General features: G+C 42.7%; 20 protein-coding genes, 8 tRNA genes and 1 rRNA gene (1 of these 29 running past the window's edge). 23 read left to right on the forward strand and 6 right to left on the reverse strand.

What is annotated here, in order from left to right:
• The 9 genes from BRLA_RS07050 to BRLA_RS07090 all read left to right on the forward strand — a co-directional run.
• Nucleotides 1–1,693, forward strand: a 23S ribosomal RNA gene (locus BRLA_RS07050); it begins 1,237 nt to the left of the window's first position.
• Nucleotides 1,694–1,831: 138 nt separating this feature from the next.
• Nucleotides 1,832–1,922: transfer RNA gene (locus BRLA_RS07055), tRNA-Ser, on the forward strand.
• A 21-nt stretch (nucleotides 1,923–1,943) separates the two neighbouring features.
• Nucleotides 1,944–2,020 (forward strand) — tRNA-Met (locus tag BRLA_RS07060).
• Nucleotide 2,021: 1 nt separating this feature from the next.
• Nucleotides 2,022–2,095, forward strand: a tRNA-Trp gene (locus BRLA_RS07065).
• 18 nt (nucleotides 2,096–2,113) lie between these two features.
• Nucleotides 2,114–2,186: transfer RNA gene (locus tag BRLA_RS07070), tRNA-His, on the forward strand.
• 17 nt (nucleotides 2,187–2,203) lie between these two features.
• Nucleotides 2,204–2,278: transfer RNA gene (locus BRLA_RS07075), tRNA-Cys, on the forward strand.
• A gap of 6 nt (nucleotides 2,279–2,284) precedes the next feature.
• Nucleotides 2,285–2,361 (forward strand) — tRNA-Arg (locus BRLA_RS07080).
• A gap of 686 nt (nucleotides 2,362–3,047) precedes the next feature.
• Nucleotides 3,048–4,292, forward strand: a complete 1,245-nt coding sequence (locus tag BRLA_RS07085; protein WP_003338168.1) for a glycosyltransferase family 2 protein — start codon at nucleotides 3,048–3,050, stop codon at nucleotides 4,290–4,292.
• A 229-nt stretch (nucleotides 4,293–4,521) separates the two neighbouring features.
• Nucleotides 4,522–5,511, forward strand: a complete 990-nt coding sequence (locus BRLA_RS07090) for a tRNA modification radical SAM protein MnmL/YtqA (RefSeq protein WP_003338167.1) — start codon at nucleotides 4,522–4,524, stop codon at nucleotides 5,509–5,511.
• An 86-nt stretch (nucleotides 5,512–5,597) separates the two neighbouring features.
• Here the strand turns inward: BRLA_RS07090 and BRLA_RS07095 are convergent, their stop codons facing one another.
• Entirely contained in the window at nucleotides 5,598–6,236 is a 639-nt protein-coding gene (locus BRLA_RS07095; protein ID WP_003338166.1) for a CBS domain-containing protein, read from the reverse strand.
• 71 nt (nucleotides 6,237–6,307) lie between these two features.
• On the reverse strand, nucleotides 6,308–7,036 hold the full coding sequence (locus BRLA_RS07100) for a glycerophosphodiester phosphodiesterase (protein WP_003338164.1): 729 nt from the start codon (nucleotides 7,034–7,036) through the stop codon (nucleotides 6,308–6,310).
• A 172-nt stretch (nucleotides 7,037–7,208) separates the two neighbouring features.
• Between BRLA_RS07100 and ablB the strand changes: the two genes are divergently transcribed.
• The gene (gene ablB / locus BRLA_RS07105) at nucleotides 7,209–8,054 is read left to right on the forward strand and encodes a putative beta-lysine N-acetyltransferase (RefSeq protein ID WP_081870801.1); all 846 of its coding nucleotides are present in this window, start codon (nucleotides 7,209–7,211) and stop codon (nucleotides 8,052–8,054) included.
• A gap of 18 nt (nucleotides 8,055–8,072) precedes the next feature.
• Here ablB and BRLA_RS07110 read toward each other — a convergent pair whose 3' ends face one another.
• The gene (locus tag BRLA_RS07110) at nucleotides 8,073–9,704 is read right to left on the reverse strand and encodes a PucR family transcriptional regulator (protein ID WP_003338162.1); all 1,632 of its coding nucleotides are present in this window, start codon (nucleotides 9,702–9,704) and stop codon (nucleotides 8,073–8,075) included.
• A gap of 185 nt (nucleotides 9,705–9,889) precedes the next feature.
• Between BRLA_RS07110 and BRLA_RS07115 the strand changes: the two genes are divergently transcribed.
• The 5 genes from BRLA_RS07115 (at nucleotide 9,890) to BRLA_RS07135 (ending at nucleotide 14,117) form a co-directional block, all read left to right on the forward strand.
• A complete protein-coding gene (locus BRLA_RS07115) occupies nucleotides 9,890–11,254 on the forward strand; it encodes an aspartate aminotransferase family protein (RefSeq protein WP_041752509.1) in 1,365 nt (454 codons plus the stop codon).
• Nucleotides 11,255–11,269: 15 nt separating this feature from the next.
• Complete coding sequence (locus BRLA_RS07120) at nucleotides 11,270–11,968, forward strand: 3-oxoacid CoA-transferase subunit A (RefSeq protein ID WP_003338160.1); 699 nt, start codon at nucleotides 11,270–11,272, stop codon at nucleotides 11,966–11,968.
• Nucleotides 11,950–12,636, forward strand: coding sequence for a 3-oxoacid CoA-transferase subunit B (locus BRLA_RS07125; RefSeq protein ID WP_003338159.1), 687 nt, complete (start codon nucleotides 11,950–11,952; stop codon nucleotides 12,634–12,636). The genes BRLA_RS07120 and BRLA_RS07125 overlap by 19 nt, the downstream gene beginning before the upstream one ends.
• 13 nt (nucleotides 12,637–12,649) lie before the next feature.
• Entirely contained in the window at nucleotides 12,650–13,942 is a 1,293-nt protein-coding gene (locus BRLA_RS07130; protein WP_003338158.1) for a peptidase, read from the forward strand.
• An 86-nt stretch (nucleotides 13,943–14,028) separates the two neighbouring features.
• Nucleotides 14,029–14,117, forward strand: a tRNA-Ser gene (locus tag BRLA_RS07135).
• A 212-nt stretch (nucleotides 14,118–14,329) separates the two neighbouring features.
• On the opposite strand, the gene BRLA_RS07140 is transcribed toward BRLA_RS07135, so the two are convergent.
• Nucleotides 14,330–14,779: a hypothetical protein gene (locus BRLA_RS07140; RefSeq protein ID WP_003338157.1), complete on the reverse strand. Its 450-nt coding sequence runs from the start codon at nucleotides 14,777–14,779 to the stop codon at nucleotides 14,330–14,332.
• A gap of 241 nt (nucleotides 14,780–15,020) precedes the next feature.
• Here BRLA_RS07140 and BRLA_RS07145 point away from each other — a divergent pair.
• From BRLA_RS07145 to BRLA_RS07165, 5 genes are all read left to right on the forward strand, one after another.
• Nucleotides 15,021–15,109, forward strand: a tRNA-Ser gene (locus BRLA_RS07145).
• A gap of 293 nt (nucleotides 15,110–15,402) precedes the next feature.
• Complete coding sequence (locus BRLA_RS07150) at nucleotides 15,403–15,978, forward strand: TetR/AcrR family transcriptional regulator (RefSeq protein ID WP_003338155.1); 576 nt, start codon at nucleotides 15,403–15,405, stop codon at nucleotides 15,976–15,978.
• Between the two features lie 23 nt (nucleotides 15,979–16,001).
• A complete protein-coding gene (locus BRLA_RS07155) occupies nucleotides 16,002–17,198 on the forward strand; it encodes an HlyD family secretion protein (protein ID WP_003338154.1) in 1,197 nt (398 codons plus the stop codon).
• Nucleotides 17,191–18,372 (forward strand): ABC transporter permease, encoded by a 1,182-nt coding sequence (locus tag BRLA_RS07160; RefSeq protein ID WP_003338153.1) that lies wholly within the window; start codon nucleotides 17,191–17,193, stop codon nucleotides 18,370–18,372. The genes BRLA_RS07155 and BRLA_RS07160 overlap by 8 nt, the downstream gene beginning before the upstream one ends.
• Before the next feature lie 83 nt (nucleotides 18,373–18,455).
• Entirely contained in the window at nucleotides 18,456–18,959 is a 504-nt protein-coding gene (locus tag BRLA_RS07165; protein WP_003338152.1) for a DUF3907 family protein, read from the forward strand.
• 320 nt (nucleotides 18,960–19,279) lie between these two features.
• Here the strand turns inward: BRLA_RS07165 and BRLA_RS07170 are convergent, their stop codons facing one another.
• Nucleotides 19,280–19,882 (reverse strand): NAD(P)H-dependent oxidoreductase, encoded by a 603-nt coding sequence (locus BRLA_RS07170; RefSeq protein ID WP_236867807.1) that lies wholly within the window; start codon nucleotides 19,880–19,882, stop codon nucleotides 19,280–19,282.
• A gap of 27 nt (nucleotides 19,883–19,909) precedes the next feature.
• On the reverse strand, nucleotides 19,910–21,397 hold the full coding sequence (locus BRLA_RS07175; RefSeq protein ID WP_003338150.1) for a S8 family peptidase: 1,488 nt from the start codon (nucleotides 21,395–21,397) through the stop codon (nucleotides 19,910–19,912).
• A gap of 150 nt (nucleotides 21,398–21,547) precedes the next feature.
• Here BRLA_RS07175 and BRLA_RS07180 point away from each other — a divergent pair, with 150 nt between their 5' ends.
• The 3 genes from BRLA_RS07180 (at nucleotide 21,548) to BRLA_RS07190 (ending at nucleotide 24,864) form a co-directional block, all read left to right on the forward strand.
• Nucleotides 21,548–21,763 (forward strand): YozQ family protein, encoded by a 216-nt coding sequence (locus BRLA_RS07180; protein ID WP_041752510.1) that lies wholly within the window; start codon nucleotides 21,548–21,550, stop codon nucleotides 21,761–21,763.
• A 468-nt stretch (nucleotides 21,764–22,231) separates the two neighbouring features.
• Nucleotides 22,232–23,947, forward strand: coding sequence for an acetate--CoA ligase (gene acsA / locus BRLA_RS07185; RefSeq protein WP_041752000.1), 1,716 nt, complete (start codon nucleotides 22,232–22,234; stop codon nucleotides 23,945–23,947).
• A gap of 161 nt (nucleotides 23,948–24,108) precedes the next feature.
• Nucleotides 24,109–24,864, forward strand: coding sequence for a hypothetical protein (locus BRLA_RS07190; protein WP_003338146.1), 756 nt, complete (start codon nucleotides 24,109–24,111; stop codon nucleotides 24,862–24,864).
• Nucleotides 24,865–24,914: the final 50 nt, after the last annotated feature.

Consider the following 24,914-nt stretch of genomic DNA (forward strand, 5'->3'; position numbering starts at 1 on the left):
TTCCAAGCAGCAGTGAAGCCGTATCGTGAGGAGCGGTGGAGCGCTTGGAAGTGAGAATGCCGGTGTAAGTAGCGAAAAGACAAGTGAGAATCTTGTCCACCGAAAGCCTAAGGTTTCCTGGGGAAGGCTCGTCCTCCCAGGGTTAGTCGGGACCTAAGCTGAGGCCGAAAGGCGTAGGCGATGGACAACTGGTTGATATTCCAGTACCACCTCTGTTCCGCTTGAGCAATGGCGTGACGCAGGAGGATAGGGTGAGCGGCCTATTGGATGGCCGTCTAAGCAGTAAGTGTGGTGTGTAGGCAAATCCGCACACCAATAAGCACAAGCTGTGATGGCGAGGGAAATTTAAGTACCGAAGTCCCTGATTTCACACTGCCAAGAAAAGCGTCTAGTGAGGAACAAGGTGCCCGTACCGCAAACCGACACAGGTAGGCGAGGAGAGAATCCTAAGGTGCGCGGGATAACTCTTGCTAAGGAACTCGGCAAAATGGCCCCGTAACTTCGGGAGAAGGGGCGCCTCGGTAGGGTTTATAGCCCGAGGAGGCCGCAGTGAAAAGGCCCAAGCGACTGTTTAGCAAAAACACAGGTCTCTGCGAAGCCGCAAGGCGAAGTATAGGGGCTGACGCCTGCCCGGTGCTGGAAGGTTAAGGGGATGAGTTAGCGCAAGCGAAGCTTTGAACCGAAGCCCCAGTAAACGGCGGCCGTAACTATAACGGTCCTAAGGTAGCGAAATTCCTTGTCGGGTAAGTTCCGACCCGCACGAAAGGCGTAACGACTTGGGCGCTGTCTCGGCAAGAGACCCGGTGAAATCATAATACCTGTGAAGATGCAGGTTACCCGCGACAAGACGGAAAGACCCCATGGAGCTTTACTGTAGCCTGGTATTGAAACTTTGTGCATCATGTACAGAATAGGTGGGAAGCTGTGAAGCGAGGGCGCCAGCCTTCGTGGAGCTGTCGTTGGGATACCACCCTTGATGTACGGAGTTTCTAACTTGCCGCCCTTATCGGGTGGAAGGACCATGCCAGGTGGGCAGTTTGACTGGGGCGGTCGCCTCCTAAAGAGTAACGGAGGCGCCCAAAGGTTCCCTCAGAATGGTCGGAAATCATTCGTAGAGTGTAAAGGCACAAGGGAGCTTGACTGCGAGACCTACAAGTCGAGCAGGGACGAAAGTCGGGCTTAGTGATCCGGTGGTTCCGCATGGAAGGGCCATCGCTCAACGGATAAAAGCTACCCTGGGGATAACAGGCTTATCTCCCCCAAGAGTCCACATCGACGGGGAGGTTTGGCACCTCGATGTCGGCTCATCGCATCCTGGGGCTGAAGTAGGTCCCAAGGGTTGGGCTGTTCGCCCATTAAAGCGGTACGCGAGCTGGGTTCAGAACGTCGTGAGACAGTTCGGTCCCTATCTGTCGCGGGCGTAGGAAGTTTGAGGAGAGCTGTCCTTAGTACGAGAGGACCGGGATGGACGCACCTCTGGTGCACCAGTTGTCACGCCAGTGGCACAGCTGGGTAGCTATGTGCGGACGGGATAAGCGCTGAAAGCATCTAAGCGTGAAGCCCCCTTCAAGATGAGACTTCCCATAGCGCAAGCTAGTAAGACCCCTTATAGACGATGAGGTTGATAGGTTCGGTGTGGAAGTGCAGTAATGCATGGAGCTGACGAATACTAATCGGTCGAGGACTTATCCACATTGCCTTATGCTAACTTTCATTATTCAGTTTTCAGGGAATAAAGGTATGTGTTTGGTATAATTATTCCTTAGGTATATTAAATAAGAATAATGTAGTAGATTGAATCATATAGATTTATTCTGAGGAGTTATTATACGGAGAGTTACCCAAGAGGCCGAAGGGGACGGTTTGCTAAACCGTTAGTATGCGTAAGCGTAGCGAGGGTTCGAATCCCTCACTCTCCGCCATATTGTTTTATATCGTTTTTTGGCGGTGTAGCTCAGCTGGCTAGAGCGTTCGGTTCATACCCGAAAGGTCGGGGGTTCGATCCCCTCCGCCGCTACCATAGGGGCATAGTTTAGTGGTAGAACAAAAGTCTCCAAAACTTTTGGTGTGGGTTCGATTCCTACTGCCCCTGCCAACTTTTACTTACATAATGGCGGTCGTGGCGAAGTGGTTAACGCATCGGATTGTGGCTCCGACACTCGTGGGTTCGATTCCCATCGATCGCCCCTTTTTAATTTCATAAGGGAGTATAGCCAAGTGGTAAGGCACAGGTCTGCAAAACCTTTATTCCCCGGTTCAAATCCGGGTACTCCCTCCAAAATGCGTCTCAGTAGCTCAGCTGGATAGAGCAACCGCCTTCTAAGCGGTCGGTCGGGAGTTCGAGTCTCTCCTGAGACGCCATTTTTATGTATTTGTAAAAATTGAATGTCAACCTTCAAAAAAGGAAATCACATAAGACTCTGCTCGGCCAAAGGGTTCGTATCGCTGAGTTTTTATTTGTTTTTATAGTTGTAAAGAAAAGTAAGAAGTGAGAAATTTATTAAAAATATTCCACGAAAGTTCATATTTTGTCATTTTATACAAAAAATATTTGCTGATGAAATAGGATTTTTTATAAGAGACAGAGAATAGGTAAATGATTACATCTAATGTCAATTAGTTCTTTTGTCCCTGGGATAAAAAAACATCACTATAGAAATTTTACTAGGAATATCGGCTGACCTTTAGTTATAGAGGCCAGATTTTTGCATCTTCTGGATTCAAGCCTATTTGAAAAGGGTAGACCTTTTTATAGCAGGCTTTTTTTTCTGTAGTAAATTTTGAGGTTGCAGAATAAGAGTAGGATGAAGAGGGAAACGTGATAGGGACAAGTGTTTCTCAAAAACTGCTTGCAAGATGAAGCGAATCACTGAGCTTTTGCGTCATATTAAGCAACAAATAGATATAGAGAGAAGTAAACATTGATTTTTCCCACTTTTGAACGATTGCAGGCTAGTTGTGAATCGTGTAAACTCGCAAATAGGGTTTGAAGGAGATATAACACTACCTGTATGCATATAAGCATACCAGGTCGAGGAGAAGAAAAGATGGTTGACTTAAAAGATATAATTGAGGGGCTTTTCATCGGTTTTACCACCACAATGGGGTTAGTCAGCATCTATCAAACAGCAATTTCAGTAGGGGGAGGCATTTTACTTCATAAGAAAAAGCCTGTGACCCACAAGCCAGAGAAAACATTTGCTGTATTGATAGCTGCACACAATGAATCAGCGGTTGTTGCACCATTGATCGAGAATTTGAAAAAAATGGACTATCCGCGTGAGATGTACGACATTTTTGTTATCTGTGACAATTGTACAGATAACACCGCGGAGATTGTTCGGAAGCATGGCGCCTATGCTTGCGAACGATTTGACACTTCAAAGCGTGGCAAGGGCTACGGTATTGAGTGGATGCTAGAAAATTTATGGTCACGAGAAAAGCAGTACGATGCTGTCGTAATGTTTGATGCAGATAACTTGGTAGAGAAAAACTTCCTAACTGTCATGAACGATCGTCTATGCAAAGGACAACAAGTTATCCAAGGTTACCTTGACTCCAAAAACCCGTTTGACTCTTGGATTACTCTTTCGTACGCTTGTACGTACTGGTTCACCAACCGTATGTGGCAATTGGCTCGCCATAACCTAGGGCTGCCAAACACATTAGGTGGTACAGGACTTTGTATTGAGAGTAAGCTGTTAAAAGATATGGGTTGGGGGGCAACCAGCTTAACGGAAGACTTAGAGTTTGCAACGAGATGTATCGAACGTGGCATCTATCCTTGCTGGGCTCATGAAACAAAGGTTTTTGACGAAAAACCAATCGACCTAAAATCTTCAATGAAGCAGAGACTTCGTTGGATGCAAGGTCATTATGATGTAGCTGGACGTTACATTGGTTCAGTTGTAAAAAATGGCTTAAAAGCAAGAAGACTAGGAATGCTTGACGCAGCTTTTTACCTCTTTCAACCCATGTATGTGTTGATTGTTACATTTATGTCGGTATTGTTTATGGCCAGATTGTTGAGCTTTAACACGTTCCTACCTACAACAGGCTTCTTGCCTGATTGGTTGATTTACGTGACAACAGGTATTTTCTATTTGTTACCTGTACTCGCATTGTACTTAGAGAAAGTCCCACTAAAAGCTTATTTGGGACTCATCCTGTTGCCAATTTTCTTCCTGACATGGTTACCTATCTTTATTTACGCGTTCTTTACCAAGAACAATCAAGAGTGGAGCCATACTGCACATACACGTGCAATTCAGATAGAAGAAATGCAACAGTAATGTAAACGTAATAAAGTGGGAAATATAATGATGATGAACCGCGGGAAAGAACTGCGGTTCTTTTTTTCTAGTAAAAAAACTTCGAAATGTTATTGATGTTGATATAAAAGCAACAATTGACGGAAGCATGAGATGTGCAAAAATGTGTGGTGTAATATTTTTCACTATTAAAAAGCTCTACAGAAACTGGTATACTGTAGAAATGCATGGGACAGAAGGGAGTATAAAGATGTCAACGGAGGATATACAAAAGAGCTGTCAGCCTCTGCTATGGGGTGATAAGCGTTATCATACATGGAACTATCATTTGCGTAGTATGTTTCAACACAAGGTATTTAAGGTACCGCTAGATGGAGGATTTTCCTGCCCCAATCGAGATGGCAATGTTGCAGTAGGTGGCTGTACATTTTGTAGTGCACGCGGATCGGGGGACTTTGCAGGCGATCGTCGTATGACGTTAGAGAAGCAGTTTCATGATGTTAAGGATCGTATGCATGAAAAATGGCCTACAGCGAAGTATTTAGGTTTTTTTCAAGCATTTAGCAATACCTATGCGCCTGTAGAAGAGCTTCGCGATATGTACGAAACGATTTTACGGCAAGATGATGTTGTGGGTCTTTCTATAGCAACCAGACCTGACTGTTTAGAAGATGATGTAGTAGAGTACTTAGCAGAATTAAATGAACGTACCTATCTATGGGTAGAATTGGGGTTGCAAACAGTACATGAACGTACACAGCTACTGATTAATCGTGCCCATGATTATCAATGCTATCTTGATGGACTAGAGAAGCTTCGTAAACATAACATTCGTGTCTGCTCCCACATTATTTATGGATTACCTGGAGAGACTGCCGAAGATATGATGATGACTGCGCAGGCCGCTGCTCATTTGGACGTACAAGGTATTAAAATACATTTACTACATCTGTTAAAGAAAACGCCAATGGTGAAGCAGTACAATGCTGGTTTATTGGAATTCTTGACACAAGAGGAGTATACGAAATTAGTTGTCGACACTCTGGAAATTCTACCACCAGAAATGATTGTGCATCGTATTACTGGTGATGGGCCTCCTGATATTTTGATTGGGCCGATGTGGAGTCGTAAAAAATGGGAAGTGCTCAATGGCATTGAGGCAGAGATGAAACGTCGTAATACATGGCAAGGAAAGTTCTTTGATCCAAATTGGGTACCACCTCTGGACCTTGGAAAATAATCGAATCGGAATGTAAAAAAGGAACGCAAGCAATTAGCGTTCCTTTTTTTATTATAAATTCTTGCTTCTTACTACATGCTGGGGAGTTAGCTTTCATGAACAGAGGTGACAGCAAAGCCATGATTCTCCAGTTCCTGAATAATATCAATCAGATTATCTTCCGTTTTAAACTTAACTAAAATACGTCTGACACCAGAGTGTTTAGAATCAAAGGATACACAGGAGATCACATTTGACTTGTGTTCGGTCAAAATACTAGAGATTTCTCGTAGCACACCTTTTCCTTCGAAACGGGTTAGGGTTATTCTAGTCCCTTTCACACCCATCCCAAAAACAGATTCTAATACTAGCTCCATATCTTTACGTTTAATGATACCAAGAAAACGATTATTCTCGTCTACAATCGGTACAAATGGATAACGCACAATAATAGGGAGGGCGTCTTCATAAAGATGTTCAGTCGTAAGTGGCTTTAAATTCTGATCAACACCATCGGCAAGAGGAAGTTGAGTGAATTCTGTAAAAGTTTTGTCCGCATGATCTTGTTCGAATTTTTCAAACAAACTGCGTTTGCTCAGCGTTCCAAAATAAGTACCATCTTCATTAATCACAGGCATGCTAAGCAATTTTCCCTTTTTCATTTCCTCCAGAGCATGGGCAATGGTGTCGGTTGGCTTTACCACTGTGAGAGAATGTAGTGGTGATAGACAGTCGGTAATGAACATGCAATAACCCCCTTATATCCTGATCTCTTCTTTAGTATAGAAATATCCTGTAGGGCTTGTAAACAATCCTTTTACTTCTTATTCAAATATTTTCGTGCTACATTAGGATAATTTGTAATTATGCCATCAATTTGTAATGAAAAGAGCTCCTGCATGCGTTCCGGAGTGTTCACTGTCCATGCAAGCAGTGATAAATGGTGCTGACGAGCAGCTTGCAGTAGTGCTTTATTTACCTGTTCCTCGGGGGCATGGAGTTCGTCAGCACGAAATTGTTTGGCAATCTCCCAGGGTTTATGTAGTTGTCCGAAATAAAGCATACCGGTGCGAATTTGTGGGTCTAGCTCCTTAACATGCAACAGACTGTGATAATTAAAAGAGGAAATAACCACCTGTTTATGTAAACGAAGATCATGGATGAGACGAATTACATGCTCTTCCAATTGAGGCTGAGGGACGATAAAGTTCTTTAGTTCAATGATAAGTCGAAGCCCAGTTGTTTTGACGAACAATAAGACATCTGATAGCTCTGGAACCTTTGTAGGGGGATAATATTTTCTGCTTTTGGCTGCCGCATTTAGACGATAGATCTGTTCATAGGTGAGATGCCGTACTTCGCCCACCCCGTCAGTTGTATGCTCTACATTGGTATCGTGCATGACAATAAGCTGTTCATCGGCTGTTACTTGAACGTCGATTTCCATACCGTTAGAGCCTTGTAGATAGGCAGCATGAAAAGCTGGAAATGTATTTTCGGGATACATGCCAGAGGCACCCCTGTGAGCATAAATAAGGGTATGCATGGGTGGAATCCTCCTTTTTTCCTGTCTCTTCTTGATACCTATGCGCAAAGGCTATGGTTTAGATATGAAAGAAGAGAATTGTGTCAAAGAGGTACTTTGGACAACTTGTCGAATGACTAGCAATGCAAGGGGTTTTATAATAGTAAGAAATAACGCAATGAGGTGTAAAGAAATGACGATGGAACCGATTGAAAATCTTTCACAAATAATTGTGGATATACATAACCAACGTATCAAGGTAATGGAGTACGACTCTGATCAAATTGACGAGATTGCAAAGTCTTGCAAACAACAGGCTGACAAATTGGGTATGACTAAGCTAATTGTCTATGCCCGACATGAGGATTTGTCAGCCTGGGAGAAACATGGATTTGTACGTGAAGGGATTCTAGAAGGCTGTATGAATGGTCAGAATGCGCACATGCTTCGTTATTTTGTTACATCAGAGCGAGGAACGCCTAAAAATGAGCCACTTGCAGACGAAATTCTACAAATAAGCTTGGCCAAACAAGCAACCAATAGTGTATGCAAGGAGCTACCAGACGATTGTCGTGTCCGCTGGGCTAAGCTTGAAGATGCAGAAGAACTGGCTAAGCTGTATCAAGTTGTTTTTGAGACCTATCCAACCCCCATGCATGATCCCGAGTATGTGCGAACTACGATACAAGCAGACACCTATTACGCTGTTGTAGAAGCAGGGGGCCAGATTGTTTGCGCTGCTTCTGCTGAAGTGACTCCGAATTGGGGATCAGCAGAAATGACGGATTGTGCCACACACCCTAAATGGTTAGGAAAGGGATTGCTTCAGCACCTGTTTGTAGCTTTGGAGCAACATATGCAAGAAATAGGTATTTCCTATCTATATACACTTACACGTGCCCATTCCGCTGCGATGAATGTGACAGCCGCTAAAATGGGCTATCGATATACTGGCAGGCTAATTAACAATTGTGTGATTTCAACCGGCTTTGAAGATATGAATATCTGGGTTAAGCCGTTGAAAGCTGTATGGGACTGATAGCTCCGTAAGCTTACTCTAGGGAATGCCCGACATGTCTGGGTAGAAAATTTGTTGTAAATGATAAGCCATGATGGCTAGCTGTAACTGCCAACGGTGAGATGCGTCTTGAAGTGATCCAGCGGTTTTTTGCTCGATCTGCTGTAAACGGTATTTAAGCGTGTGCCGGTGAATAAATAGACGTTGTGATGTTTTTTGCCCATTCAGACACTCTTCAAAATAAACTTGGATAGTCTCTAACAATTGTTGTCCATGCTTCTGATCATAGTAAAGCAATGTGGCTAAGAGTGGCTTCCAGAGCTCCTGTAAGGCCTCAGGCTGCGCGTGATAGGGAAACAGGAACTGATAGCCGGCTAGTCGGTCAAAATGCGATACAGACTGTATTTGGAGTGCTGGGAGGAGAGCTGACTGGCATTTCATGGCATAGATCGCTTCTTGAACGGCTATTGACAAGGTATCGAAGGAAGCACGGGGGCTGCTAATCCCGATTGCCAACGGATGCTGAGGATACAAATCAAGCCACTTTTTTGCCATTTTTTGAATAAAAACTTCACTAGCCTTATCCTCAGGCATTAGTAATAAGATTTCGGTTGCCCGTTCCTTACTGAGATAAGTAGGCTGATAAACCTCTGCTACCCGCTTTAATAAGGTGGGTAGCTTTTGTAGCATGGCAAAATTATATTCCTTTGCAGAAGGAGTAGCGGGTATGGCTAGCGCAACAACAAGGTGACGGGCATGATGATGTAGAGGGTAGCCTAACATACGGCTGCGTGCCTCCGATTCTGCATTATGTTCAAAGGTTCCGCTTAGTAACTCATCTAAAAAATCACCTTTCAGACGCCATTCTGCTTGGGCTATCTCTCTGTCCTTACTGCAAGCTAAGGCAGCCAATGTTGAGGCATGCTGCAAAGCGATCATATCCCATTCCTGCCGGCATGTTTGCTGTTTGCGTAAGGTGATAGCGCCAAAGGTAAAACGAGCGGCTTCGATTGGATGGGTTAATTCGATAGAGGAGATGGATTCACAGCTTTGATCAGAGCGGACTTGACGGGAATCTTCCGGTGAGAGCATGTCAACAGTAGCAGGCCGACATGCCTGTGGGCACGTACGAACTAATTCATAGCCAAGTACGTCTGTTATAATCACTTCTCCTTGGGTAACGGCGGATAATTCGTCTGCAATGGCAGAAAGACCCTCGCCTAGCAAAGCTACATTTAACAATCGCTGATGAATTTGTTCTGAATAGCGAATCAACTCAAATTGACGATTCACAATCGGCTGAAGAATGGCTTTTGTGATGGTAGAGAAATTAAGCTCTGTGGGAATCTCAATTAAAGGGAGTCCAAACTGATTCGCTTGTTGAACAAAAAGCGCTGGAATTTCACGTAAATAAAATCCGGTATGAATCGCAACTCCACTCAATCCTCGAGCTGCCAGTGAAGGTATGAACTGATCGTATTTATCCGTGTTCATCTCCAAACCAAAACCAGTGGTAATAAGAAATTCCCCTGCTTGTAAACGCTCCAAATCCTCTACAATTTCTACGATTGTGACCCATTGAATTGGATGATGTAATCCAGATTCCCCTGCTACCAATCTGGTTTGCACCATATCAGGTAACTGCATGGCTTCACGGATCGTTATAGACATGGGCTTCCCCACCTCTCTATTACTTTGAAAACCTCTACTCTTTACATAAACTAGCATTATACAAAATGTACAAAAAATTCTGTTTTTTATCCAGCGTTTTTTTGCCAGGAAGTAGAATGTCAGGAGGTTCTAGATTCGATACGATGAGTAATAAAGTGGCAGTGAAAACGGAAGGAGCGAAGGGCATGGATAGCAAAACCGAACGAAAAAGCTATGTAATTAAACCTGAATGTGGCAAACAATATCCACGAATTTCTCACGGAAAAGGAATTTATTTATATGAAGAGAGTGGAAAACGTTATATGGATGCTTGTTCAGGGGCTGTAACTGTGAGTATCGGGCATGCGATGGATGAAGTGGTCGATGCTATGAGACAGCAAGCTGAAAAGGTATCCTTTGCTTATCGCTCACACTTCAGTAGTGAAGCAGTAGAGGAGTTAGCGGATATTCTGGCTTCTTGGGCACCTGGTAATGTGAATTGGAGCTTTTTTGTCAACAGTGGATCAGAGGCAACGGAGACAGCTCAAAAAATTGCAATTCAGTACTGGCAAGAACAAGGACGCATGACCAAAAATCGGATTTTATCACGCTGGATGAGCTATCACGGAATTACGATGGGGGCTTTATCCATGTCAGGACATGTGCTAAGACGCAAGCGTTTCGTACCGTTATTGGCAGATTACCCCTGTATATCGGCACCCTATCCCTATCGAAATCAGCAGGGACTTGATAGTGATGCATATGCACGTCAGGCTGCGAATGAGTTAGAAGCAGCCATTATCAGAACAGGAGCGGAAAATGTTGCGGCCTTTATCGCAGAGCCAATTATTGGCGCTTCTGGAGGTGCTGTAGTACCCCCAGACGGCTATTTTGCTCGTATCCGTGAAATTTGTACGAAGCATCACATTTTATTTATAGCCGACGAAGTTATGACAGGTGTGGGGCGTACTGGTAAAAACTTTGGAATTGATCATTGGCAGGTAACGCCTGATGTAATGACGTTGGGGAAAGGAATGAGTTCAGGATATACACCGATGGCAGCCACTATGGTGAGTGATTCTATCATGCAGACGATTGCAGATGGCTCTGGCTCTATCATGGCAGGTCATACCTACAGCGCTAACCCTCAATCAGCAGCGATCTGTGTGTCTGTGATACGTTACATGCAACAACATCAGCTAGTGCAAAAAGCTGAACAGAATGGAAAGTATTTATTACAACACTTAAAACAAATAGAGCAGGAATTTGACATTGTTGGAGAGGCACGTGGGAAAGGATTACTGTGTGGACTAGAATTTGTAAAGAACAAGCTGACGAAAGAGCCATTCGCACTCTCACATCAAGTAACCAATCGAATTATCCAGAGAGCGTTTGCTAAAGGATTGATGATTTACCCAGCTATTGGAGGTTTAGATGGAATAGCAGGCGATGCGGTCATTATTTCGCCTCCGCTTATCATTGAACAGCATGAAATTGATGAATTGATCCATTTACTGCGTCAGACTTTACAGGAAGCTCAAGCAGAGTTCACGAAAGAGGGAATTTGGTAGAAAGGAGGAGCGCATATGATATCACAATCGACCTGGAATAAAGAGATTTCATTAGAAGAAGCATTGGAGCATTTTCATGATGGGATGACATTGATGGTTGGTGGCTTCGGTGGGGTCGGTAACCCTCCTACCTTAATACAGGGACTATTGGAAAAACAAATCAAAGGAATAACACTGATTAGTAACGATACAGCTTTTCCTGATATTGGAGTCGGACGATTAATTACACAGCGCCGAGTAAAGAAGGTCATTGCTTCTCACATTGGCTCTAATCCGAATGCTGGTGCCCAAATGACGGCAGGGGAGCTGGAGGTGGAATTTTGTCCACAAGGCATTTTGGCAGAAAGAGTTCGAGCAGGCGGAGTAGGTCTAGGAGGAATTTTATCTGACATCGGGATCGGTACAATTGCGGAAGAAGGGAAGCAGCAGGTGATAGTGGATGGAAAAACATTTTTAATTGAGACACCGCTAACTGCCCAAGTGGCTATCGTATCTGCTAAAAAGGCAGATCGATTTGGCAATCTTGTTTTTGATACAAGTGCGCGTAATTTTAACCCCTTGGTGGCCATGGCTGGAGATATCACGATCGTGGAAGCAGAAGAAATTGTTGAGATTGGAGAGCTTGATCCTGAAGAAATCGTGACACCGGGCGTGTTTGTAACCTATATTGTGCAAAGTGAAGGGGTGAATTGGCGATGGGCATGGGAGAAGTAACAAAAGAAGGTACGACGGAGAGTTATCGGGAACGAATTGCTAGGCGTGCTGCTTTGGAGGTAAAAAGCGGTATGCTGATTAATCTAGGGATCGGGATCCCTACGCTTGTAGCAGATTTTATACCAGAAGAAAAATATGTTTTGTTTCATGCTGAAAATGGCATTGTAGGTACAGGTCCCACTCCCCAGAAAGGAGAAGAAAATCCGAATTTGTGCAACGCGGGAGGCTTTCCTGTTACTTTGATGCCCGGCGCTTCCTTTTTTGATAGTGCCACTGCTTTTGCGGTCATTCGCAGAGGGTTGCTAGATATGACGATTCTTGGGGTGTTAGAGGTAAGTCAGCGTGGTGATATTGCCAATTGGATTGTTCCTGGAAAACGGGTTCCTGGGATGGGCGGTGCGATGGAATTAGCACAAAAGGCAAAGAAGGTTCTAGTCCTTACTACACATTTGGACAAAAATGGCCGCTCCAAGATTGTCCGTGAGTGTAAGCTACCTCTGACCGCAAAAGGAAGTGCTGATATGATAATCACTGATATGGCAGTGATGGAGGTAAAAACGGATGGATTGCATTTATTGGAGGTTATGCATCCATACACCGTAGCAGATGTGATTGGTTCGACAGAAGCAGAGCTGTTATTTAGCGGAGAAGTAACCACTTTTATCTAAGGGGGAGACTACCATGAGCGTAAGCCAGACACTAACATGGCAGGAGCGAATTCGTGAACAGCTACAGAAGGGTCGAGCGGGTGCCATAGGCTTGTTGCAGGAATGGGTGCGTGAGGCTAGCGTACAAGGGCAGGAAGCGGGGATTCAGCAGAAAATAGCCAATCACTTGGTAGAGATGGGACTTGAAGTCGATGTGTGGGAGATGACAGGTGACGAGCTTGAAAAGTTGGAGAAACATGCCTATTTTGTTTCGCCACGTACTGAATTTTCAGGTAGTCCGAACGTAGTAGGGGTATGGAAGGGTACGGGAGGAGGACGTTCTCTTATTCTCAATGGCCATGTTGATGTTGTGCCAGAAGGTGAGCGAAAACAATGGACACAGGAGCCGTTTAGTGGAGAAATTGTGGATGGAAAATTGTATGGCCGCGGGGTAACGGACATGAAAGGTGGCAATCTCGCGTCTCTCTTAGCTATTCAAACCCTCCAACAGCTTGGTGTACGTTTGAAGGGCGATGTTATCTTTCAAAGTGTTGTAGAAGAAGAAAGCGGTGGGGCTGGGACCTTATCCACCATTTTACGTGGGTATAAAGCCGACGCTGCTTTAATACCTGAGCCAACAAACCTGAAAATTTTTCCCAAGCAACAAGGCTCCATGTGGTTCCGCTTGTTCATACGAGGCAGATCGGCACATGGAGGTACACGCTATGAAGGAGTTAGTGCCATCGAAAAAAGCATGACCGTAATCAGACAGATTCAGCGCTTAGAGCAAGAGAGAAATCAACGAATGTCAGACCCTTTATACGCGAAATTACCTATACCGATCCCGATTAATCTAGGTGTAATACAAGGGGGAAAATGGCCATCATCTGTTTCGGATTTGGTTACAATGGAAGGACGTATGGGTGTAGCACCTGGAGAAGAAATGGAGATGGCCAAAATTGAAATGCAGGCTGCGTTACAAAAGCTTACTGAGGAAGATGAATGGTTTGTAGATCATCCTGTGGAGCTGGAATGGTACGGTGCCAGATGGGTGCCAGGAGAGGTAGCAATGGATCATCCATTGCTTGCACGATTGCAGGAGCTATATCCGTCTGTTTTTGGAGAGGCAGCGATCATAGAAGCATCGCCATGGGGGACTGATGGAGGTCTATTAACGAAGCTGGCCGATACTCCTTCTATCATTATAGGACCAGGGGTAACCCAAGTTGCACATTATCCCGATGAGTATATCGTCCTCGATGATATTTTTGCGTGTGCTGAGTTATTTGCACTGACTCTCATCGAGTGGTGTGAGCTAGCTGATTGAAAAGAAAAACTATTAAACCCATAAATTTTTTTAAAAAGGTGTTGCTATTTGATTTTTTATATGCTATATTTTTTATGTAGCAACGCGGAGGGATACCGAAGTGGTCATAACGGGGCGGTCTTGAAAACCGTTAGGCGGCAACGTCACGGGGGTTCGAATCCCTCTCCCTCCGCCATACATAAAGAATAGCAAACCGATGAGCTGAGAGGTTCCTCGGTTTTTTTGTATGCTTATATAGTGGATGTGTCTAATAGCAAGAGTACATTGTAAATCACTACACAAAATGGATATAAACATACCTAATGAAAAATCCCGGCTCGTAGCCTTAGCAGGCGTGAACCGGGATTCTTACTTAGCAAGTAAAGTTAATAGACGAATATATTGGTGTTACGGTGTTGATTTACCATCAGCAGCCTTCTGGATGTGTTGCTGAGCTAATTCACCTAGATCTTTAATATTAATGGAGAAATTAAAATTCTTATAGTAGACAGTGGCTTTCGGATCGCCCTTTTTCCCCTCAATACGGATATTCGTCGTCTTGATTTCATAGCTTCCATCTTCACGGAAATTGTAAGTGGCGTCCTTAATTTCAGAATCAATTAAAGGTCTTACAGTAGATGTGAACACTTCATCGACACCATTTACCACCTGACGTCCTATGTTCACCACTTCAGTTGGTGTATAATTGAAACCAAAGACCAGAATAGCCCCGACGACCAGACTAAATAAAACAATTTTGTACAAGGCTTTTAGAAAAAAATTAAGCACAAACACTGCCAATAAGACTAGGATAAGAATTACCCAATAATCCTTAGCAAATGTAATGAGTTGGTCCATTGCTACAAAGTCACTCCTTCATGAAAGGGTAAGAACCATAAGGATTATGTAGGAACTTACCAAATTACGTATTTAGTCTATCATACACAATCTAGTGAACGGATACAAACGTTGCAATCATTTTAGAAAAAAATAATAAAAAAATACTTGTCTTTTTACATATACTCTAGTATAATAATCCTTGCTGATGTATTTCGCAGGACGAAATTATTTCATACATAATGATTATCAGCTATTATATGGAGGGATACCGAAGTGGTCATAACGGGGCGGTCTTGAAAACCGTTAGGCGGCAACGTCACGGGGGTTCGAATCCCTCTCCCTCCGCCATATTGCTTACATGGGAAGCCGATGACTTGTTCATCGGCTTTTTTACTTTCATAAAAACAATTGGCTACGACTAGAACAAGTTGCTAGGGGATGGATAATCTGTCTTAGGCTGCAATCGTTTGAAGCAGTAAGATTACGGGTATCAATAATGTAAATAGAGTACATAACGAAGATCACACCAATGAAATATGAATGAGTAATCACTTTTTTCCAAAAATACCTTGACGGTCATCAAAAAGCAGAGTACACTAATCTCTGTACTGACTGGTCAGTTTATATGGGGGTACATATTAATGAGTAAAAAGAAGGATTTAATTTATGAAAGTGCCCTGCAAGCTTTTGCCCAATATGGGTACACGGATACAACGATGGATACGATTGCAGAATTTGCCCAGGTAGCTAAGGGTACGTTGTATTATCACTTTAAGACAAAGGAGGAGTTATTCTATTATGTAAATCAAAAGGGAGTGGAAATGCTGATGGAGTCCGTCAAAGGGGCGACGGAAGATAGCAGCTTAACGCCACAGGAACGTCTTTTACACGTACTAGATGAGCATTTGCGCTTCTTTTCGGATAACAGTGAGTTTTGTTTATTGCTGTTAAGTTTCTCCTCAGGAGATATAACACGGGATAATATGGTTCGAACATTATTAGGCAATTATTTTTCTTTAATGGAGAAATACCTGGCAAACATGCAGGAACAAGGCTTTATAAAAAGCGATATGGAAACGCAGACAGTGGTATCCGCTTTGTTTGGGAGTATTGGATTTGTGGTTCTTCGCAAGATGTTCCGCAATGAGCCAGTTTATACGCTAGAGACCAGAGATACATTACTCATTTTATTTAAAGGAGCTCTGGGACTCGCTTAAATTGCGAATTGGAGTGGAAGGTTATGAGAGAGAATAAAAAGATGATGGTTGGTTTGGTTGGATTCTTAGCAGCTATCGTACTTTTAGGTGGATACTTACTTTTTTCTGAAAAAAATAGTTATGCCGGAGGTTCCGCGAAACAAGTAACTGCTGTTGTAGAAGGAACCGAAGTAGATTTAGCCTTCAAGGTTCCAGGAACCATTGACAAGATTGATGTTAAAGAGGGCGACAAAGTAGTTGAAGGTCAACTCTTAGCTGTGCTGGGAAGCGCTGAGATTGCAGCAAAACGCGATCAGGCAGCAGCAGCGTACCAATTAGCTCAAGCGAAATTGGAGCAGGCTAAAAAAGGAGTTTCCGTTACCAGCGGATCAAGCGATGCTACGGTAAAGCAGGCTCAGGCAGCTTTGCAAGCAGCTCAAGCTAATTTACAAGCCAACAAAAACGGGGCTCGTCCAGAAGAGATTGCGCAGCTAAAAGGAAAGCTTCAGGCAACCAAAACAGCTCGCAACTTGGCTCAGACGAACATGAAACGCATGGAGGATTTATTAAAAGAAGGGGCTATTCCAAAAATTAAATGGGAAGAATCTCAGGCTGAATTTGAAAAATACTCCGCTGAATATACGGCAACACAAGAGCAATTAAACATGGCGCAAAAAGGTGCTCGACCAGAACAGATTGAAGCACTTACAGCTCAAGTAAACCAAGCGAATGCAGCATACCAGAATGCAATTGCTGGGCTTGGTCAGGTAGGATTGCGCGAATCTGATGTAAAATCAGCAGAAGCAGGCGTAAAACAAGCAAAAGGTGCTTTGGATGAAGCAGAGGCATACTTGCGCAATACACAAATGATTGCACCTGTTAGCGGTATTGTAAAATCTATTTCCTCACAAAAAGGGGAACTTGTAGCACAAGGCTCTTCTATCATGACAATTCAAGTAGAGAACGATAAATTTGTAAAAATGTATGTGGATGAAAACCAGCTTGGCAACATAAAAGTAGGCGAGAAAACTACATTGTTTGTCCCAAGCTTAAATAAGGAAGTAAATGCGACTGTACAAATGGTGGCACCAGCAGCAGATTTTGCAACGAAGAAAGCAACACAGGAGCTAAACTCCCGTGATTTGCGAGCATTCCAAGTGAAATTGCAAGTGGAGGATATTGATGTACGCCCTGGCTTTACTGTCGAATGGCACCTAAAAGGGGCTGGCGCTCGTGAATAGCTTTTTGCAATTAGTTGCTGACGAATGGCGATCCATTTATACGAATAAAACGATACGTAATATTGTGTTTCTTGTTCCGTGTGTTTATATGCTCATGTTTGGATATTTGTATCAGGAAAAACGCGTGATGGAAATACCGACAGTGGTAGCAGACCTGGACCAAACGGAATTAACAAGAGAATTGATTAGAGCGATTGATAATGATCAAACGTTTTCAGTAACAAATGTAGTTACAACAGAAGAAGAGTTACAACATCTGATGACCTATGAAGAGGCGCAGGTTGGATTTATCATTCCCAAGGGCTTGACCGTCAATGCCAAATTGGGTAAGCCAACAGAGATTTTAAATCTGATTGATGGAAGTAACATGATGGTTTCCAATACCTCTGTTCGCGCTGCGAGCTCTCTAGTGAAAACAATCTCTGGTGGAGTGACGTTAAAAAAGTTAGAGGCGAAAGGTGAATGGGGCAGTGCGGCAACAAACTTTGCGACAGGGATTGACTATCGCTATCGTATTCTGCATAACCCAACCTTTAACTATCTGGCATTTATGATCTTTGGGTTGGCCGGAACTGTTTTGCAGCAGGTAGCATTCTTGAGTGTTTCTTTAAGCGTAACTCGCCAAAAAGAAGAAGGAACTTGGATGGATACCTTAAACGGAAATGGGTTTGTCAAAATTGCGTTAAGTAAAATAACGACTCATATGATCCTTGCCATGTTTAACTTTTTGCTAACCTATGTACTGATCTTTAAATTTTTTGCTGTTACGTACTATGGAAGCTTGAGCTTACTTTTCCTTAGCGGATTTATTTTCAATCTAGCAGTCGTGTCTATTGGATTTGCTATCTCGTTTTTCTCTTCCAATATGCTACAAGCGACACAAACAGCTATGCTAATCGCAGTACCATCATTTATGCTATCTGGATGGACTTGGCCAATTACTTCTATGCCAACAGCGATTGCGATCATAGCAAAATCCTTGCCGCTCACATATTTCCTACATTCCGTACGAGAAATTATCAGCAAAGGACACGGCTGGGAATTTGTTAGCACCGATAATCTTATATTGCTCTTTATGGTTGTCGTGGCGCTATTTGTGGCATTTGTTACGTACATGTATCAAAAGAAATATACTAGAAAAAACTATCAATCTAATTCAGAAACTGTGTTATAAAATAAAAACTTCTTGTAACTCCGGGGCAGTTTTTTTACAATAAACGTAAATCTTAATATCTGTTGCCCTAAGGAGGATTCTCTATGTCAGACGCTCATGTAAAACAGTTATGCGAAGATACCTTTATGCGGTTGAAGAAGGTTAGCATAGAAGTGGAGAGATTCCTAAATCAAACTACTTTAGCAGATTTGATTGAAAGATCTGGAGATGCTGAGGAGTATGAAGCTTACTATGGTAGCTATCTTTCTGATTTACGTCGCTTGTTGGTTTATGCAGAGAATGCCTATGAGAAGTTGGGAATTTGTCTTCGACGTGCTCGCTTTAACGAGGAGTTTGCCGAAGAAGCCCTCTATCAGGTGTACCACACCTGTGTAATTAATTTTTACTATCCCAAAGGCGAGGTTTACGATGAGGATGGCAGGTACTCGTACACAGGGCAAGACTGCATTATTTTCCGCAAAGAGGTTACTCCTGAACTAGAGAGCCTAACATTAGGATTATCTCGAATTTTTGAGCCTCTACGTGATGAATTGCAGTACTACGAAACAGATTACATTACGAAAAAGCGGATGCAACCGAGCAATTAACAGGAGAATGGGTTTACAAGTATTTATTTTATAACGGCATTATATCTGGGTGGAGACCTTTCATTTTGAAGGGTCTCTTTTTTCTCTGCTAATATGTTGTATGCTTTCTTTTTCTATTATACGAATAAATCAGAAAATTGAAAGGGAGTATATGAACGAAAAGTGTCAAATTTTTTGACTTTTTTGTGACCTGTTACAAAATTTTACAAAATGAATTGATTTCTCCTTATAAAAAATAGGCTTTCCAAAAATTTTAATGGAACTGTAGCATGTAAGACAACATCTAGTCCATTTGAGGAAAGCCTATTTTTACATAGGGTCTACATCAGTACGGGAAGTTTTAACGAAGCAATCGCTTGACCTACCTGTTGTAGATAGGTTTCTCGAATAGCTTCCTGCACATATGGTACTTCTGCAAAATTATGATAGATAACTGGTTCAAATCCTGAGAATCGTAAAATACCATCTACGACCTGTTTTTTAACAACCTCATCTAGACCGCTTGCCTGCATTTCCTGCTGTGATTCTCGTGTAGTTGTAAAAACTAGGGCTTGTTTCCCCGTTAACAAACCAACAGGTCCATTTTTTTCATATTTAAAAGCAAACCCGTCTGAAAAGATACGATCAATGTAGCCTTTCAAAATGGCTGGCTGTGACCACCACCAAACAGGATAAATCATAATCAATAGATCAGATTCCGATAAAATGGTTTGTTCCTCTTCGATGGCTTTTGGCACTTGCTCTGATTCCAATGCCTGCATATCAGCGGGAGAAAAAATGGGTGAAAATTTTTGTTCATACAAATTACGTAAGATTGGGGTGATACCATGCTTATGCAGACTCTCTGTCACTTGCTGTAAAATAGCGTGATTAAAGCTTTTCGTTCCAGGATGAGCAAACAAAATGACGGCTTTCAATAACATCGTCCTCCTTTTATATGGGGATATACCTTATTGCTGGTGGGTACGAAATGATTGTAGATAGCGACCCAGCAGTAACTCTAAAAAACGCTGAAAGCCAGAAACTGGAGCCTGTTCAGTGGAAGGCGTAGCCGCGGGAGAAATTAGAGGTGCTGTTTCTTGTCCCACTTGACTTTCCTGTAGTGCTTTTTTTACATTGATATATCCGTACCCATATAATGAATCCCGACCTGGTGCGCCTAAGTCTGTTGCTGTCTTTTCTAGAATTTGTCTGACCTGTTTATTGCTAAGAGAGGGATTAACAGAACGAATTAAACTGGCCACCGCTGCGACATGAGGGCAAGCCATCGACGTGCCTGAGAGTGCCGCATAGTCTTTGTAGATATAGGTACTAGGAATATCTACTCCTGGGGCAACGACACTAACCGTTTTTCCATAATTAGAGAAGTCTGCTAGATTCTCATCCTGATCGACGGCTGAAACCCCAATTACCTCTGGAAAAGCAGCTGGAAAGCTTGGTTGCTCGCTTGCATCGTTTCCAGTGGCAGCTACAAGTACTACATCATTTTGAAAGGCATACGTACATGCTGCCTTTAAGGCTGCGGAGGACACATAATTTCCCACACTTAAATTAATAATTGAAGCTCCATGGTCAACAGCCCACTCGATTCCCTGAGCAATGTCGATAGCACTACCACTACCATCTGCTCCAATTGCTTTAATAGGCATAATCTTACTTTTCCAAGAGATACCGGCGATCCCATCCTTATTATTGGTACGGGCGGCGATAATTCCCGCTACGTGTGTTCCATGACCATTATCGTCTTGTGGACGCTTATTCGTGTTTAATACATTGTATCCATTCACCAATTTCCCTTTGAACTCAGGATGGGTCAAGTCAACCCCTGTATCTACCACGGCTACAATGACCTGACTGGAGCCTTCAGTAATTTCCCAGCTTTGTTCCATACCTAGCTGGTTAAGATTCCATTGATAGCGTTTGTAGTAGGTATCATTAGGTTGTTTATTTGGCAGCAGTAAATAATTGGGTTCAGCATACACAGAATCTGGATGTTCAGCAAAATACCTCATCAGTTGTTCAGTAGATAGCGTGCGGGATTTGATAATCATTGCCTTTTTAAAGTCGCGTTTTACATATCCGTCAACCTTGCGTAGCATTTTTTGTAAATCTTGATTGGAAGGACGGGGAGTGAAGTGAACGACTACCTCTCGGTCAACATAATGGCTCTTATCCTTTTTGTTGTGATGAATGGTCTTGATATGCTGTCGACGCTCCATATCTCGGCGCATGTCACGGACTTGCTCAACATAGTTAATTTTGGGAACCCGCACTTTATCTTGGGTTACAGCAGGCGGTTCTTTTTTGTTTTCTAAAGTTCGTGAGGTAGGGGATTTCACTGCTTGCGGCATTTGTTTTCCCGGAGTGAGCCAGTGACTTCCCGTAAACAAAACACCTGCTAAAAGGCCAACAAATAATAGTGTAAAGATGGTTTTCACGTAAACTCCTCCCCACATTAGATTATCTTTAGCCTGTACGTTTCTCCGTTCTTTATGACGGAAAATCTTAGTGGAGCAAATGGTTAAAAATAAAAGGGACAAAGCAAAATAGAAGAGGAACGGTAAATGATATATAAGGAGGTATGGAAGGTGGAAAAGCAAAACGATAAGGGTAACAATAAGCAGGCTTCAAGTGATCAGTACGTTACAAAATCATATGATATCAATGATTACCAAAGTAATGACATACAAAGTAAAGGGTTAGCCGTGACGCATGAGCAGGTAAGTGATTCCTATGCGCTGGGGACTGTTGACGGGACAAACATCCGTGAAGAGGATAGTGAGGCAAGCGTCCGAACAGAGTAAAAAATACAGGCATCTCCTAATCGTTCCATGATTTTTAGGGGATGCCTATCCTACCTATTGGCAAATTATAGCTAAATCCACCACTGCGAAAGATACTGCTTACATACCCATAGATAGGAGTATTTCGTTTAGCTGCTATTGATCCGTTTAGGGATTGATACAATGGATTGGTCTTGAGCTTGATCCATACGTTCTACCTTTCCAAAGCTAAAATTCATGGTAGGAGGACATTTTGGCTCCTTCTCACCTAAATAAAGAGGGGTGTGTAACCTAATCATCACAGGGAAATGAGGTAAAAAACTAGAACTTCCCGTCATGACAATTGGTGCTTTAATCATGGGTAGCGTTGATTTATCTAAAATGTTAGAATAATCAAAAGGTTAAGAGGAATTGATTCGTACTTGGAGAAATATGTATGTCGGAAAGTCTTCTCAGTACATGAACCTAGAGAATCGGAGAGTGAAGAATATGAAAGTTGAAAGCATTCCAGCAACCCATGAAAATAGTAACCTTAAAGATTACGATCACACTTATGAAGCCTTTCAATGGGAAGATGTAGAGAAACAATTCAGTTGGTACGAGACAGGCAAGGTTAACATGGCCTATGAGGCTATTGATCGTCATGCTCATTCAGAAAAGAAAGATAAAGTAGCGCTTGTCTATAGTGATTCTACACGAGAAGAAAGCTATACCTATGCTGAATTAAGCAGGCTTTCCAACCGTTTTGCTAATGTACTTCATGATTTGGGAGTAAATAAAGGGGATCGCGTATTTATTTTCATGCCACGTACTCCAGAGCTTTATGTAAGCTTATTGGGGATTTTAAAGAATGGGGCTATTGTAGGCCCGTTATTTGAAGCCTTTATGGAGGCGGCTATTCGAGATCGACTAGCAGATAGTGAAGCAGTAGCTATTGTGACAACTCCTAGCTTACTACCGCGTATTCCAGTTAAGGAGCTACCTCATCTCAAGCATGTTATTGTAGTGGGAGCGAATGGAGAGGTATCTGACGGACAAGTAAGCTACGAGAAACAAATGGAACAAGCTTCCGATGAATTCGATATGGTTTGGCTGGATCGAGAAGACGGAATGATTTTACACTATACATCAGGTTCTACTGGAAAACCAAAGGGCGTATTGCATGTGCATAATGCAATGATTCAGCATTACCAAACAGGAAAATGGGTACTGGATTTAAAAGATGATGATGTATACTGGTGTACCGCCGACCCAGGCTGGGTGACTGGGACATCTTATGGTATCTTTTCGCCTTGGCTCAATGGTGTAACCAATGTTGTTCGCGGTGGCCGCTTTACACCAGATGACTGGTATAAAACGCTGGAAAAAAATAAAATTACTGTCTGGTATAGTGCGCCAACTGCTTTTCGCATGCTGATGGGAGCGGGGGATGAATTAGTTCAAAAATACGATCTTACCTCTTTACGTCATATCTTGAGTGTAGGCGAGCCACTTAATCCTGAGGTTGTGTATTGGGGTATGAAGGTTTTTGAAAAACGTATCCATGATAACTGGTGGATGACAGAAACAGGTGGGCAATTAATATCCAATTATCCAAGTATGCCGATTAAGCCAGGTTCCATGGGTAAACCAGTACCGGGCGTCTATGCGACCATTCTGGATAATCAAGGGAATGAACTACCACCCAATCGCATGGGAAATTTGGCTATTAAAGCAGGCTGGCCGTCTATGATGCGAGCTATCTGGAAAAATCCCGCCAAGTATGAAGAGTATTTTTATATACCTGGATGGTATCTTTCAGGCGATTCTGCTTATAAGGATGAGGAAGGCTATTTCTGGTTCCAGGGGCGTATTGACGATGTAATCAATACTTCTGGTGAACGCGTTGGACCATTTGAAGTCGAAAGTAAATTGGTTGAACACCCTGCTGTTGCTGAAGCTGGAGTGATTGGGAAACCTGATCCTGTGCGTGGAGAAGTAATTAAGGCCTTTATTGCTCTGCGTGACGGGTATGAGGTCAGTGATGAGCTGATGGATGACATTAAGCGATTTGTCAAAGAAGGATTAGCAGCACATGCAGCACCTCGTGAGATTGAGTTCCGTGATAAGCTTCCAAAAACCCGTTCTGGTAAAATCATGCGTCGAGTGCTTAAAGCGTGGGAGCTGGGGCTGCCGACCGGAGATTTATCTACGATGGAAGACTAAAGGCAAATGCCAACAAGCGGTCGAAGGAAATCGGCTGCTTGTTTATTTTCAGATATAAATGAAAATTCAGGTTTCTGAAGAAAAATTACTTGCAAAATAGAGCTATCTTCGCCTACTTTTATTATAAATAATTATCATATAAAGAGAGTAGGTAAATCCGTGTGAAAGTAAACCTCATCAAGCAGAGCCTGCCCCCTGAAACAGACAAAAAACAGACGAAACCAGAGAGTCATCCCGTTATTGCTATACCATTTGTTCATTCGAGAGCGATGTACACGGCTATTTTATTGCTCCATATCTTTGTTATTTGGTTTGCATTGCAACTAGACCCTGTTCATCCTAGAGGAGTTACCTATCCTTTGATTGCCTTGCATTTTATTACGATTGTTATGGGAATCTGGATCTCTATTCAACCATATGAGCATCGAAGGCAGGTTTTAAGCCTACTGTTCCATGCCTATTATGGTTTTCTGACATCAGTTGATTTATTATTTATTTCCGGCAAGCTTATACCTATCTTTTTTCATGTTAAAGAGTGGTGGATGTACGCCATGCTTGGCGTTATTTATATAGGAGCTGGTCTGGAAATAGCTACGGCTGGCAAGTGGCGTTTAATCCGATCAGTTCAGCAACGCGAATGTTCTTACAAGAAAAAAATAACAGCAGAAGAAGCAAGGAAAAGAGAAAAACATTTTACAAATGCGGCGCTTATTATTTTATTTCCATTAGCTGTCTTATTTGTTTTACCTTCCGCAACAACAAGACAGATTAGCATGGTATTGCTTCTGTTTGTCACAGCGTTATTATTTTTATTATTTGTACGCCAGTTGTCTCTTTATAAAATGGCTCGCAAGCATCCGGCTTGGATCGTGTACCAAATTAAGAGAAAGCAGCGACGAAAATCAGTAGGCGGCTAAACCTGACAGTTGGGTTGTATAGCTTTCTTCTGTTATACTAAATGGGAATA

The sequence above is a fragment of the Brevibacillus laterosporus LMG 15441 genome (assembly GCF_000219535.2).
Taxonomy (GTDB): domain Bacteria; phylum Bacillota; class Bacilli; order Brevibacillales; family Brevibacillaceae; genus Brevibacillus_B; species Brevibacillus_B halotolerans.